Here is a 12,313-nt window from a genome sequence, read left to right on the forward strand (position 1 = left end):
CCGCCGATGGGACTGCTGGTATCCCTGATCTCGGGTTTCGCCTCGGGTGAAACCGCAGCCGCCATGCGCCGTGCGCGCACGGCGGCCCTCATCTATGTGCTGGCCACGCTGGCAGCGCTCTGCGGTCTCGGCTTTCTGGTCGGCGCCGCCTATATCTGGGCGGCGGCCCGCTACGGATCGCTGGCTGCAGCGCTTGGCTTCGGCGCCGGCTTTCTGATCATCGCCGGGCTGATCCTGTTGATCCATCAGTTGATGTCTGGCGCCCGCGGCCGCCGCGAGGCGAGACGACGCAACGCCGACATGAAGATGATCGGCATCACAGCCGCGCTTGCCGTGCTGCCGGCGCTGCTCAAGGGAAAAGCCGGTCTCGGCCTCATTCTGGGGCCGGCGGCGGCGCTCGTGGCCTACGCCATCTACCGCGAAAACGTGAAACCCGATGATCCGGATGACGGCGAACGGAGATAAAGCCACCGGGTTCTTCGTTGACCACGATCTTTCCCGAAAACCGGTTTCCACTTTTCGGGATGAAAGTTCGGGATGAAGGTCCGTCACTTCGACAGATCTTCCAACGGCATGGATATTTCGGCAAACACGCCTTCCGGCCGGAACTCATGCGTCACTTCGCTCGAGATGACCTTGGCAAGGCTGCGGCGGATCAGGATCGAGCCGAAGCCGTGTCGCTCGGGCGGGGCAACCTCAGGGCCACCGCTTTCGCGCCACGTCAGCACAAGGCGTCTGTCACCCTTCCTGCCTTGCGTCTTCCAGTCCAGATCAACCTTGCCGGACGCCACCGACAGCGAGCCATATTGCAGCGCATTGCTGGCCAGTTCATGCAGGATCAGGCCAAGTCCGACGGCCTGGTCGGGCGACAGCAACAGGTCGGCGCCGGAGATCGTCATGCGCGGCTGCTCGGCGGTGTCGAAAGGCTTCACCTCGATCTGGACGAGTTCGCGGATGCCGATGCCGCGCCACTCGCGGTCGGACAAGAGGTTGTGGGCGATGCCGAGGGCCTGAAGCCGGGCGCTGAAGGCCTCGAGGAACTCCTTCGGTTGGCGGGCATGGCGCACGGTCTGCGTCGCCAGCGCCTGGACGGTCGCCAGCGTGTTCTTGACGCGGTGGTTGAGCTCACGCAGCAGCAGCCGTTGTCGCTCGTCGCCAAGCTTGCGCTCGGTGATGTCATAGTTGACGCCGAAAATCAGCGTCGGCTTGCCGTCGCCATCGCGCTCGATGACACGGCCGCGCGTGGCGAGCCACCGCGGTGGATGAAAGCCCTTCACCCGGTATTCGCCGAAATAATCGTCGCTGCCGGTCAAGGCATCGCGAAAGCGTGTTTCGGTCTGGTAGACGTCGCGAGGATCGATGGCGGTGAGGATGTCGCGCGCCCGCAGCCGGTTCGAGCGCGGCAGGTTGAACAGCTCCGGCAGCAAGGTGTCGCATTCGATGACGTCGCCGCGGATATCCCATGCCCAGCTGGCCAACGACGCCGCATCGAGCGCGATGGCGCGCCGTTTCTCCTCGCGCGCCAGCGCCGCCTCGGCGATGGCGCCGCTGCGGGTCGCGTCCTTCAAGGTGAACAGGCTGCTTGCGAGGCCGGCGAGCGCCTTCAACTGGTCCAACTTCGCGCGGGATGGAAAGGCATGCGGCTTGCGGTCGAGCACGCACAGCGTGCCGATCCGGACGCCGGCCACGATCATCGGCGCGCCCGCGTAGAAGCGGACATGATGCTTGCCGGTGACCAGCGGGTTGGCCTTGAAACGTGGGTCGATCGTTGCATCGGCTACCACCATGGGCTCGTCGCCAGCGGCGATCGCATGGGCGCAGAAGGAGATGTTGGTCGCGGTTTCAGTCTCGTCCAGGCCGATGCAAGACTTGAACCACTGCCGTCCTACGTCGACGAGCGTGACCAGAGCGACAGGTGCCCGCATCACCGCGGCGGCAAGGCTGCCTATGCGGTCGAAATCCGGGTCGGCCGCCGTGTCCAGCATCTGCAGCCCGTGCAACACGGCCAGCCGGTCCTCGTCCTTTACCGCGCGTGCAACTTCGGCCGGCAAACCCGGCGCTGTCTGCGTCCTGCTATTCACCCAAGTCCCCAATGCCCCGTCGTGGTGTTCGCCGCCGCCTCGCGGGTCCGCCAGCCCCGAGCCGCCCGCTGGCCCGGAACCATCGTAGCGAGGAACCGTTACCCGACCATGTTGTTTTGCCGGACGCGCCAGCTGGCGCGAAACGATGCGAGGGCCAGCCATGACCAAGATCATTCCTGAGGACAAAGCCCGTCAGGGACGTTGGGGCCGACACGGCCTGCGCATTCTGATCGCGGCGTTGCTGCTGGCCTTCGTCGCTTGGGGCGGCGCCGAAATTTATGGCGAGTTGATCAAGAAGGACACGACCCAGCAGGGCAATGCTCCCAGCAACTAGGGTGTCGGCCGCGATGGGTTCGGATCGCATCAGGCAGCCTTTGCCTCGGCGATGCTGGCCGGCACCAGGACATTCAATGCACCAGGCTGGATCTCGATCGTCGTCTCACGGTCAAGCTTGACCAGTTCACCGTCCATGACGGCGCGGAATTTCCTGATGCCTGAATGGATCTTCAGGACTGTTCGGTCAGCCTGATGGATTTCGACATGCTCGTTGTCGCGCCACTTGCCGCGCGCCACGTTGAAGACGAATTTGACCAGTTCGGCGCGCTGCCGCGCCACCGTGACATAGACGCCAAGCACGCCACCCGCCGGGTTGTCGGCGTAAGGCAAGTGGCCTTCGCCGAACAGATTGTTGGTGACGCCGATGCCGGTTATGCGGGCCGTCATCTCGGCTTCGCCTATGCGGAGCGTCACGTTCATCGCCGGTGGATTGTTGATCGTCGCCCAGGCTGCCTTGGCCGAAGCGCGGATCTTTCCGAGACGCGAACCGAATTCCATCCCCTGGCGCAGTTGCACCATCCTGGCATGCATGCCGATCGAGAACTGGTGGACGAAGGGCCGGCCGTTGGCCGTGGCCATGTCGACCGCGATGATCTCGCCGTCGGCAAAAGATTTCAGCGCGGCATCGAGGGACTGCGGAATGCCGAGCCCGCGCGCGAACAGGTTCATGGTGCCGGCCGGCAATATGGCAAGCGCCTTCTTCTTGCCCATCAGCCGGGCGGCTGCCGCGGAAATGGTTCCGTCTCCGCCACCGGCCAGCACGACATCTACGGAACGGCGCGAAGCAGCATTGTCGAGCGCTTCGACCACGTCCTTGCCGGTAACAATATCAATGGCAAGAGAGTGGCCCGCCGTTTCCAGGGTCTGATGCATCCTGTCGGAGAAAGCGGCAAGGTCGGTGGTGCGCAAGGTGCCGCCGTCCCGGTTCAGCACCGCTGCAAATCTCATGCCCCCGCTCCGCTTTGTCAGCCCAAATGGGGCCGGGACGCGCCCAGCCGCAGGCTGAAACGCGGCAAAGGAGGAAAAGTTCCGAGGCGGCCCTGCAATTCGGCGGCGTGTATTTCGGCCGGCGCTCAACTGCCGCGCGTTCTCGTCGCGAAACCGGCAGCGTTTTTGTCGGAACAACAGCATGGTCACGACGTTGTGAACTCGTACAAGATGCCGCGTCCGACCTCCCCAGCAACAGTTCAACCGGGCGCGGCGTGCACGAAATCACGCACGAGGAGAGACTATCATGACCCGCAATCTTTTAGCCACGACAGCACTCATAGCGCTGGTCGCGACCGGGGCCTATGCGCAGAATGCGACCACTCCGGCGCCGGCGCAGACCCCTGCCGTTCAGGAGCCGGCCGCTGCTCCAGTAGCGCGCGCCGAAGGCAGCATCGTCACCAACATCATCGGCGAATCCGTCTATAATGGCACCGGCGATGACGCTGAGGACATCGGCAAGGTCAGCGACGTCGTATTCGACAAGGATGGTATGGCGAAATCCGTCGTCATCGGTGTCGGCGGCTTTCTGGGTGTGGGAGCGAAGAATGTCGCTTTCGACTATGACAAGTTGCAGTGGGCCGAGAAGAACGGCGACCGCTGGTTGGTTGCCCGGACGACCAAGGATGAGTTGACGGCGCAGCCCGAGTTCGACAGCAAGCCGTACGGCCCGGCGCCAGCGCCCGCGGCGTCGACTGATGCAACGGCTCCGACGGCGCCAGCGACAACGGACACCGCACAGAAGCCCGTCGACATGAATGCGGCCACGGCCGAGCCCGTCAAGCGTGCGGATGGCAATCTGGCCACCAACATCATCGGCGAAACCGTCTACAACGGCGCAGGCGATGACGCGCAGAATATCGGCAGCGTCAACGACATCGTGCTGACGAGGGAAGGCAAGGCGCAATCGCTGGTCATAGGGGTCGGCGGCTTCCTTGGCCTCGGCGCCAAGAACGTCGCCTATGATTTCGACAAAGCTCAGTGGGCCGAGAAAAAAGGTGACCGTTGGCTGGTGGCACAGACCACCAAGGAAGAATTGCAGGCGCAGCCGGACTTCAACCGCAAGGCCTATGATCCGGTGCCGGCAACGACGGCGTCCAATGAGCCTGCAGCAACCGCACCGGCTGCTGCACCCTTGGACACCACGGGTCCCGCCGGCAAGACGGCTGAGGCTCCGGCTGCCCCTGATGCCTCGGCTCCCGACCAGACGCAGACGGCAGCGATCGACAAGTCGACCTTGACCGAGATGCCTGTTGGTGAGATTCGCGGCGATGACCTGAAGGGCACGACTGTCTATGGCGCCAATGACGCCAAGGTCGGCGAGATCGGTGATGTCGTACTGACGCCCGACAAGAAAACCGATGCGGTGATCGTCGATGTCGGCGGATTCCTCGGCATCGGCGAGAAGGAGGTCGCGGTCGGCATGGACAACCTCAAATTCATGACCGACAAGGACGGCAACAAGTACCTCTACACGACCTTCACCAAGGAACAGCTTGAGGCTCAGGCCGCCTACGACAAGGGCAGCTACGCGCAGCAGCGCGACCAGCAGCGCTTGATCGTTCGGTAGGCAGTAGGCAGTAGGCAAACCCTCTAGCTGCCTACTGCCTAAATCCCTATTGCCTTACTGACATAGCCGGCAACCCCATGTTCGGTCAGTTCGGCGAGCGCCAGCGACTGGTCGAGATGTTCGGCCCGCCAGGCCAGCAGCCGCTCGGCGAATTCCAGCCGCACGGCGAGATGCGCGGGGTCGGCGGCGAGATTGTTCAGTTCACCTGCGTCTCTTTCCAGATCGAACAGCAGCGGCGGCAGGCCGCCGCCGAAATGCACATATTTGAACTTTTCGGTGCGCACGACGGCGAGGTTGCACTGGCGTGATGCGATGCCGAAATGCCGCTCGGCCGCGCCTTCGGCGACCGAGCGGAAGTCGAACTCCCAATGCGCGGCGTCGCGCCAGCCTTCCGGTTTCTCACCCTCGATGAACGGCTTCAGCGAATGTCCGTCGAGGTGCGGCGCAGGATCCTCGCCGAGCAGGTCGAGCAGTGTCGGCACTATGTCCACCGCTTCGGTGAAGCGATCGATGCTGGCGCCGGCGGTGTTGCCCTTACGCGGGTCGCGGACGATCAGCGGAATGTGGTAGCTGCCGTCGAAATAACCGCCCTTGCCGAGCATGAAATGGTCGCCCATCATCTCGGCATGGTCGGAGGTCAGCACGATGATGGTGTCGTGCCACGCGCCAGCGGCCTTGACCACTTGCCAAATGCGGCCGAGCTGCGCGTCCATTTCGGAGATCATGCCGTAATAGATCGCGCGGATGCGGCGAAAGTCGTCGTCGCTCCAATCATGCACCTTGCCCGCGACACCAGGCCGGAACTTCGCACGCTTCTGCAGGCCGAGGTCATAGGCGAGATAGGGATGGTTCTCCGCCTCCGCCTGCCAACTTGCCGCGCGCCGGAAGGCGGGACCGTCGGCGGGATCATAAAGGGTGTTGTATGGCTCAGGCACGATGAAGGGCGGGTGCGGGCTGATGAAGGAAAGATGGGCGAACCACGGTGCAGCCCGCTCCTGCTCGCCGAGCCAGCGAGAGAATTCGCCGGTCAGAAAAGCGGCCGGGGTCTCGTCCCTGGAATAGACGGGCGGTGCGTTGCTGACCCTGGCATCGGCCTTGCCGCCGTCGTTCACCGGGCGATGGATGTCGGGAGATCCAGCGCTGGTATCGATGCCCCGCTGCTTCAGCCAGGACAGCCACTGCTTCTGATGCTCGGGCAGCAACTGGCGCACCGTGAATCCAGGCAGCACGCCTTCATAGCTTTGCAGCCGAGGGTCGCCGGGCGCCAGCAGGCGCGGGTCGAGCGACACATCGGTGTAGCCGAACAGCGTCGGATCATAGCCGAGGCTCCGGGCATGCAGCGCGATGTTGCCGTGGCGGGCATCGAGCGGCGTGCCGTTGCGGCAGACGCGGTTGTTCATCTGGTAGAGGCCGGTGTAGAGGCAGGCGCGGGCCGGCGAGCAGGGCGCGGCGCCACCATAGTGCCGCCTGAACAGCACACCCTCGGCGGCCAGCGCGTCGGCATTCGGCGTCTTCACAACCGGATGGCCGGCGACCGACAGGCAATCGCCGCGCCACTGGTCGCATGTGATCAGGAGAACATTCGGGCGCCTGCCATTTCCAGTCACTCGCGATACCCTTATCCCTGCATGGTCGAACGCCGCTCATGGAACCGAATTCTGGCGTCGGCGCAAGCCTGGACCTGTTAGTCAAATGGTGAACAAATTCATGTTGATTGTTCACTTTGTGAGCACAGTCCATTCTGTGTTTGCCGCCTTTGCCGCAAGCTGTCGCGTTCTCATATTGGCGTGGACAGCGGCGAGGGCCGCACAAGCATCAAGGGAAGGAGCAAGACAATGCTCGACCAGATCAAGGGCCTGCATCACGTGACCTCAATGGCCAGGGATGCGCGCCAGAACAACGAGTTCTTCACCAGAAAACTTGGCCAGCGCCGGGTCAAGAAGACGGTCAATTTCGACGCGCCCGACGTCTACCACCTCTACTATGGCGACGAGGCCGGCACACCGGGTTCGGTGATGACGTATTTTCCGTTTCCGAACATCGGCAAGGGCCGTCATGGCGTCGGCGAAGTCGGCACCACGGTCTACTCCGTGCCTGAAGGCACGCTGGCCTATTGGGAAAAGCGTTTCGCCGATGAAGGCGTCACCGGCCTGTCGCGCGGAGAGGCGTTCGGCGAGCAGCGCCTGGCCTTTGCCGGTCCCGACGGCGATGGCTTCGCGCTGGTCGAGGACAAGGCCGACAGCAGAGTGCCGTGGGCCAAGGGCGGCATTCCCGCCGACGAGGCGATCCGCGGCTTTCATTCCGTGTCGCTCCGGCTGAAGGACGGCGGCGCCACGGAAGAGCTGCTGAAGTTCATGGGCTACCAGGAGGTCGACAAGTCAGGCAATGTCAGGCGGCTGGCGGTGAAGAACGGCAACGGCGCCGATATCGTCGACATCGAATCGCTGCCGGGTGCGGCCTTCGCCGGTCTCGGCGCCGGCTCCGTCCACCATGTCGCCTTCGCCGTCGAGAACCGCGCCAAGCAGCTCGAAGTGCGCAAGGCGTTGATGGACACCGGCTACCAGGTGACGCCGGTGATCGATCGCGATTATTTCTGGGCGATCTATTTCCGCACGCCGGGCGGCGTGCTGTTCGAGGTCGCCACCAACGAGCCGGGTTTCGACCGCGATGAGGATACCGCTCATCTCGGCGAGGCGCTGAAACTGCCGACGCAGCACCAGCATCTGCGGCCCTACCTCGAGCAGCATCTGCAGAAGCTGGAAGGCTGAAGCCATGAGCAAGGACGCTTACATCCACAAGCTGCTGCCCGGTTCGCCGGGCGGTCCGCTGCTCTTCGTCTTCCATGGCACCGGGGCCGACGAGAACCAGCTTCTGTCGCTGGGGCGCGATCTCGCGCCCCAAGCCACCATCATCTCGCCGCGCGGCGATGTTTCCGAACATGGCGCCGCGCGCTTCTTCCGCCGCACCGGCGAGGGCGTCTACGACATGGGCGATCTGGCGCGGGCGACGGACAAGATGGCGGGCTTCGTCAAGGCGCATGTCGAGGCGGCGAAGCCGTCGGCGGTGCTGGGCCTTGGCTATTCCAACGGCGCCAACGTCCTGGCCTCGGTGGTGTTTGCCGCGCCATTGCTGTTCGACGCCACGGTGCTGATGCATCCGCTGATCCCGTTCGAGCCGCAGGTCAAGGGCAGCCTCGCCGGCCGCCATATCCTGGTGACCGCCGGCAAGCGCGATCCGATCTGCCCGCCGAACCTGACCACGCGGCTCGAAGCCTATTTGCGTGCCGACGGCGCCGATGTCACAGTGGAGTGGCATGAAGGCGGGCACGAGGTGCGGCCAAACGAAATCGAAGCGGCACGGCGGCTTTTTGCCGGTGCCACCCAAGGAGTGTAGCGATGCCGGATCAACTGCCCGAGGTCGAACTGGAGGATCGCGGTTCCAAGGGTCGCTACGTCCTGCGCGGGCCCAATGGCGCCGAGGCCGAGATGACCTTCACCAAGATCGGCGAGCACCAGATCATCATCGACCATACCGAAGTGCCGGACGCATTTCGTGGCCAGGGTGCCGGGCTTCGGCTCGTCACCCGCGCCGTCGAGGATGCACGTGCGGCGGGCAAGAAGATCATCCCGCTCTGCCCGTTCGCCAACGCCCAGTTCCGACGTCACCCGGAATGGGCCGACGTGCTGAAGCAATAGGGATCAGCCGGAATTTGTACGACAGGAACCAGTGCGACAAGCGCCTGTCATCCTCCGGCATGGCTTTGTCATTTGCGCGGCTCGCGCATCTTGCCTAAGTAGGTATGATAGATCGCAGCGCCGACAAACGAACCGAATGATCCCCCATGACCGAATCCGACCTCGTTCCCGTCTTCGACGGCCACAACGATACGTTGCTCAGGCTCTACCAGTCGAAGGACACGGACGCCGAAAAGCTGTTCATTGAGGGGAAATCGGGCGGCCATATCGACCTGCCGCGCGCCAAGGCGGGGGGCTTTGCCGGCGGCATGTTCGCCATCTTTCCGCCGCCTGTCGAGAAAACCAGGCGCAGTGCCGTGCCCCTGGCGCCGAGCGACACCGAGCCATTGCCGCCCGAGGTTCCGCGCGCCGATGCGCTCAACTCGACGATCGCGATGGCCTCCATCCTGTTCAGGTTGGAACGGGCCGGAGCGCTGACTGTCTGCCGCAGCGCCGGCGATGTGCGCGACGCGATGGCGCAAGGGTCGATCGCGGCGGTGTTCCACATCGAGGGGGTCGAGGCGATCGATCCCGAGCTCACCATGCTCGACGTGCTGCATGCCGCCGGCCTGCGCTCGCTCGGCATCGTCTGGAGCCGGCCGAACGCTTTCGGCCACGGCGTGCCGTTCCGCTTTCCGTCCTCGCCCGACACCGGACCCGGCCTGACCGATGCCGGCAAGGCACTGGTCAAGGCCTGCAACCAGCTGAAGATCATGATCGACCTCTCGCATCTCAACGAAAAGGGTTTTCGCGATGTCGCCGCGCTCAGCGATGCGCCGCTGGTGGCTACCCATTCGAACGTGCATGCGATCTGCGGCCATTCGCGCAATCTCACCGACTGGCAGCTCGGCGCGATCCGCGAGTCCGGCGGCATGGTCGGGCTGAACTTCGCCACCGGGTTCCTGCGCGAGGACGGCCGCATGAATGCCGACACCAGTCTCGACATCATGGTGCGCCATGTCGATTCGCTGCTGCAGGCGCTGGGTGAAGACGGCGTCGGCCTCGGCTCGGATTTCGACGGCGCCATGATCCCGGCGGTCATCGGCGACGTCGCCGGCCTGCCGAAGCTCATCGATGCATTAGCGGCGCGCGGCTTTGGCCGTGCGTTGATCGAGAAGATCGCTTACCGCAACTGGCTCAACATGCTGGAAAGAACGATCGGCTAGGGTCGCCGGTCCGGCTTTTTTCGCCCGGACCGATCGGCGGACGTTAAGGCAGTCTTTTTACGCACTGCGCTGGTTCGCTGAGTCAATCTCTCTTGTCGAACCTTGTGGCGCCAAAGCAACACTGGGTTGCATTCCGGTCATTGGCAAGAGTTACCAGTTCACAATCCCATCAAGCGCATCTACGATTTGCAATGGCTGGGGGTTCTGACCATGAAATCGATTCTTTTCGCAACCGCGGTTCTGCTGGCCGCAAGTGGTAGCGCTTTTGCGGCGGACGCAGTGAGCGAACTTCCTGTCGCATCGACCTATAACTGGTCCGGTGCCTATGTCGGCCTGACAGCGGGCTACGGCTGGGGCGACAGCAAGTTCAATGACAGTGTTGATTCTGAATCCATTCGATATAAAAGGCTTCATTGGCGGTATAACGGTTGGCTACAATTACCAGTTTCATCAGAACTGGGTCGCGGGCGTCGAAGCTGACTTGTCCTATTCCGCTATCAAGGGGAGTTTCGGACCCGGCAACTTGGGGCAGCCTGACGGTAGCAGCTGGAACTGCGGCTCCGGTGCTTGTGTCACCAAGGTCGAATGGTTTTCGACCGTGCGAGGCAGGATCGGCTACGCATTCGACAACGTGCTCGTGTATGGCACTGGCGGTCTGGCTTTTGGCCGAGTCAAGTCGGGCATCGACAACTCTTCCAGCTACCAGGCAAGCAGCACCAACGTAGGATGGTCCGCAGGCGGCGGTGTCGAATACGCGTTCAATCAGAATTGGACGGCCAAGGCAGAGTATCTGCATGTCGATCTGGGATGGACAGGCGTCTCAAACGGCTTCTTCAAGTCGGATGCCAAGTTTGACGCCGTGCGTATCGGCCTGAACTACAAGTTCTGACCGCTGAGAGGCGTCCCGCTGGCAATGGTTTCCAGATCTATTATTCGAAGCCCATGCGCTTCAGCCAGTCCCTGCCGACGCCGCGGTCGCGGATGATCGGCAGCGGATTTTCCGAATCGAGCCGCGCGCAGATGCGGTAGACCTCGAGCGTTTCGGCGCTCATCTCGCCGCGCTTGTAGAAGAACATGGCGGCGGCATAGCGCGTGCGGCCAGACCATTTCTCGCCGAGCGGGGTGTTGACCAGATCCCACTGTTCGGCGGCTTCGAGTTCCGCTTCGTCGGCCATGCTCAGAAATCCGCCGGCGGGTTGGCGGTGCGCCGGTCCAGCTTGATAAAGGGTCGCGCCACCACCTTGGCCCGCTTCATCAGTTTCTGATATTGCAGCTCGCGCATGGCGTAGATCTCGACCCAGAGGTCCTCGACGACGGTATCACCGAATGGCCGCTCCAGCGAGGCGATGGCGATGTTGCGCTTTGCCATCGGTGACCACATGGCGGCGCTGACCAGACCGACCTCCTGGCTTTTCTTGTAGTAGACGATGGCGTGTTCGGCCGGGATATTGCCTTCGATCTCCAGCCCAACCAGCACGTGGCGCAGCTTGCGTTTGGCGCGAGCCTCGAGGATGGCGCGGCGACCGTTGAAATGGCCTTTCTGCAGATCGATCATGAAGCCGAGACCGATTTCGTCAGGCATGCGCAGACGGTCGGCGCGGATGGCGTGCTCGGCGGTGGTGAAGTCGGCATTGGCGACGATCAGCCCGGCTTCGAGCCGGGCGCGGTTGAGCGCGGTGTAGCCGATGGCGCGGATGCCGCGCAGTTCGCCGGCAATCATCAGCCGGTCCCACAGGCTCAGAGCCTTGTCGGCCGGCACGAACAGTTCGTAGCCGAGATCGCCGGTGAAGCCGGTGCGTGAAATGGTGACGGTGCCACCGTCATGCGGGAAATCGGCGAGGTCGAATATCCTGAGCTTCTCGACGCCGGCGAAACCGGCATCCCGCAGCACGGCGAAGGATGTCGGCCCTTGCAGGGCGAGTCCGGCGACGGCCTCGGTTTCCTCTTCGACCGTCACATCGAAGCCAATGGCGCTGTCCAGCAGCCAGGGCAGATGCCGCTCCTGCGAACACAGCCGGAAGCGTGTCGGCGAAAGCCGGAACAGCGTGCCGTCGTCGAGGACGAAACCCTCGTCGTCGCACCACGCCGTATAGTGGACTCGGCCGGGCTTGAGCTTGGCGACATCGCGTAGCGTGGCGCGGTTGAGCAAGGCCTCGGCGTCCGGCCCCTCGATCCGGTACTTCGTCATCGGCGAAATGTCGAACAGGGCGGCCTGGCTGCGGATGGCGAAGTATTCGAGTTCCTCGTCCCACAGCGAATGCGGCGCGCGGTAGCCGGCCCAATTGTACCAGTCCTGGGTTCTGGCCAGCGCATCGATGCGCGGCTGGAATGGTGTGCCGAGACGCAAGGTGCGGAAATGGGATTGCGCTGCGACGCGGGCGGAAACGGCTGCGTCGGCTGTCTTTGCAATGGGCTTCTTTTTGGTTGCCTGAGCCATGG

At 63.4% G+C, this 12,313-nt stretch carries 13 protein-coding genes; 8 read left to right on the plus strand and 5 right to left on the minus strand.

The window, feature by feature from the left end:
- Window positions 1-6 precede the first annotated feature (6 nt).
- Window positions 7-465, plus strand: coding sequence for a hypothetical protein (locus AC56QP_RS21785; protein ID WP_489858120.1), 459 nt, complete (start codon window positions 7-9; stop codon window positions 463-465).
- Between the two features lie 83 nt (window positions 466-548).
- Here the strand turns inward: AC56QP_RS21785 and AC56QP_RS21790 are convergent, their stop codons facing one another.
- On the minus strand, window positions 549-2,081 hold the full coding sequence (locus tag AC56QP_RS21790) for a sensor histidine kinase (RefSeq protein ID WP_489858119.1): 1,533 nt from the start codon (window positions 2,079-2,081) through the stop codon (window positions 549-551).
- 160 nt (window positions 2,082-2,241) lie between these two features.
- On the opposite strand from AC56QP_RS21790, the gene AC56QP_RS21795 reads away from it, so the two are divergent.
- On the plus strand, window positions 2,242-2,415 hold the full coding sequence (locus AC56QP_RS21795) for a hypothetical protein (RefSeq protein ID WP_489858118.1): 174 nt from the start codon (window positions 2,242-2,244) through the stop codon (window positions 2,413-2,415).
- 29 nt (window positions 2,416-2,444) lie between these two features.
- Here AC56QP_RS21795 and AC56QP_RS21800 read toward each other — a convergent pair whose 3' ends face one another.
- Window positions 2,445-3,365: a diacylglycerol/lipid kinase family protein gene (locus AC56QP_RS21800; RefSeq protein WP_489858117.1), complete on the minus strand. Its 921-nt coding sequence runs from the start codon at window positions 3,363-3,365 to the stop codon at window positions 2,445-2,447.
- A gap of 286 nt (window positions 3,366-3,651) precedes the next feature.
- Between AC56QP_RS21800 and AC56QP_RS21805 the strand changes: the two genes are divergently transcribed.
- The gene (locus AC56QP_RS21805) at window positions 3,652-4,974 is read left to right on the plus strand and encodes a PRC-barrel domain-containing protein (RefSeq protein ID WP_489858116.1); all 1,323 of its coding nucleotides are present in this window, start codon (window positions 3,652-3,654) and stop codon (window positions 4,972-4,974) included.
- 38 nt (window positions 4,975-5,012) lie between these two features.
- Here the strand turns inward: AC56QP_RS21805 and AC56QP_RS21810 are convergent, their stop codons facing one another.
- Window positions 5,013-6,581, minus strand: coding sequence for an alkaline phosphatase family protein (locus AC56QP_RS21810; protein WP_489858115.1), 1,569 nt, complete (start codon window positions 6,579-6,581; stop codon window positions 5,013-5,015).
- Between the two features lie 228 nt (window positions 6,582-6,809).
- Between AC56QP_RS21810 and AC56QP_RS21815 the strand changes: the two genes are divergently transcribed.
- The 5 genes from AC56QP_RS21815 (at window position 6,810) to AC56QP_RS21835 (ending at window position 10,763) form a co-directional block, all read left to right on the plus strand.
- Window positions 6,810-7,742, plus strand: a complete 933-nt coding sequence (locus AC56QP_RS21815) for a VOC family protein (RefSeq protein WP_489858114.1) — start codon at window positions 6,810-6,812, stop codon at window positions 7,740-7,742.
- Window positions 7,743-7,746: 4 nt separating this feature from the next.
- Complete coding sequence (locus AC56QP_RS21820; RefSeq protein ID WP_489858113.1) at window positions 7,747-8,367, plus strand: alpha/beta hydrolase; 621 nt, start codon at window positions 7,747-7,749, stop codon at window positions 8,365-8,367.
- A 2-nt stretch (window positions 8,368-8,369) separates the two neighbouring features.
- Window positions 8,370-8,669: a GNAT family N-acetyltransferase gene (locus AC56QP_RS21825; RefSeq protein WP_256752599.1), complete on the plus strand. Its 300-nt coding sequence runs from the start codon at window positions 8,370-8,372 to the stop codon at window positions 8,667-8,669.
- A gap of 146 nt (window positions 8,670-8,815) precedes the next feature.
- The gene (locus tag AC56QP_RS21830; RefSeq protein WP_489858112.1) at window positions 8,816-9,874 is read left to right on the plus strand and encodes a dipeptidase; all 1,059 of its coding nucleotides are present in this window, start codon (window positions 8,816-8,818) and stop codon (window positions 9,872-9,874) included.
- A gap of 370 nt (window positions 9,875-10,244) precedes the next feature.
- Window positions 10,245-10,763 (plus strand): outer membrane protein, encoded by a 519-nt coding sequence (locus tag AC56QP_RS21835; RefSeq protein WP_497100367.1) that lies wholly within the window; start codon window positions 10,245-10,247, stop codon window positions 10,761-10,763.
- 40 nt (window positions 10,764-10,803) lie between these two features.
- Here AC56QP_RS21835 and AC56QP_RS21840 read toward each other — a convergent pair whose 3' ends face one another.
- Together AC56QP_RS21840 and AC56QP_RS21845 are read right to left on the minus strand one after the other, a co-directional pair.
- Entirely contained in the window at window positions 10,804-11,049 is a 246-nt protein-coding gene (locus tag AC56QP_RS21840; RefSeq protein ID WP_489858110.1) for a hypothetical protein, read from the minus strand.
- 2 nt (window positions 11,050-11,051) lie between these two features.
- Window positions 11,052-12,311 (minus strand): aminomethyl transferase family protein, encoded by a 1,260-nt coding sequence (locus AC56QP_RS21845; RefSeq protein WP_489858109.1) that lies wholly within the window; start codon window positions 12,309-12,311, stop codon window positions 11,052-11,054.
- Window positions 12,312-12,313 lie beyond the last annotated feature (2 nt).

The organism is Mesorhizobium sp. RCAM 05104, from assembly GCF_059683645.1.

What these genes read in the sequence shown, in the direction of transcription:
- AC56QP_RS21825 (WP_256752599.1), top strand. Translation starts at nt 8,370, where the DNA reads ATGCCGGATCAACTGCCCGAGGTCGAACTGGAGGATCGCGGTTCCAAG.
- AC56QP_RS21800 (WP_489858117.1), bottom strand. Translation starts at nt 3,365, where the DNA reads ATGAGATTTGCAGCGGTGCTGAACCGGGACGGCGGCACCTTGCGCACC.
- AC56QP_RS21815 (WP_489858114.1), top strand. Translation starts at nt 6,810, where the DNA reads ATGCTCGACCAGATCAAGGGCCTGCATCACGTGACCTCAATGGCCAGG.
- AC56QP_RS21845 (WP_489858109.1), bottom strand. Translation starts at nt 12,311, where the DNA reads ATGGCTCAGGCAACCAAAAAGAAGCCCATTGCAAAGACAGCCGACGCA.
- AC56QP_RS21830 (WP_489858112.1), top strand. Translation starts at nt 8,816, where the DNA reads ATGACCGAATCCGACCTCGTTCCCGTCTTCGACGGCCACAACGATACG.
- AC56QP_RS21795 (WP_489858118.1), top strand. Translation starts at nt 2,242, where the DNA reads ATGACCAAGATCATTCCTGAGGACAAAGCCCGTCAGGGACGTTGGGGC.
- AC56QP_RS21835 (WP_497100367.1), top strand. Translation starts at nt 10,245, where the DNA reads ATGACAGTGTTGATTCTGAATCCATTCGATATAAAAGGCTTCATTGGC.
- AC56QP_RS21805 (WP_489858116.1), top strand. Translation starts at nt 3,652, where the DNA reads ATGACCCGCAATCTTTTAGCCACGACAGCACTCATAGCGCTGGTCGCG.
- AC56QP_RS21820 (WP_489858113.1), top strand. Translation starts at nt 7,747, where the DNA reads ATGAGCAAGGACGCTTACATCCACAAGCTGCTGCCCGGTTCGCCGGGC.
- AC56QP_RS21840 (WP_489858110.1), bottom strand. Translation starts at nt 11,049, where the DNA reads ATGGCCGACGAAGCGGAACTCGAAGCCGCCGAACAGTGGGATCTGGTC.
- AC56QP_RS21785 (WP_489858120.1), top strand. Translation starts at nt 7, where the DNA reads ATGGGACTGCTGGTATCCCTGATCTCGGGTTTCGCCTCGGGTGAAACC.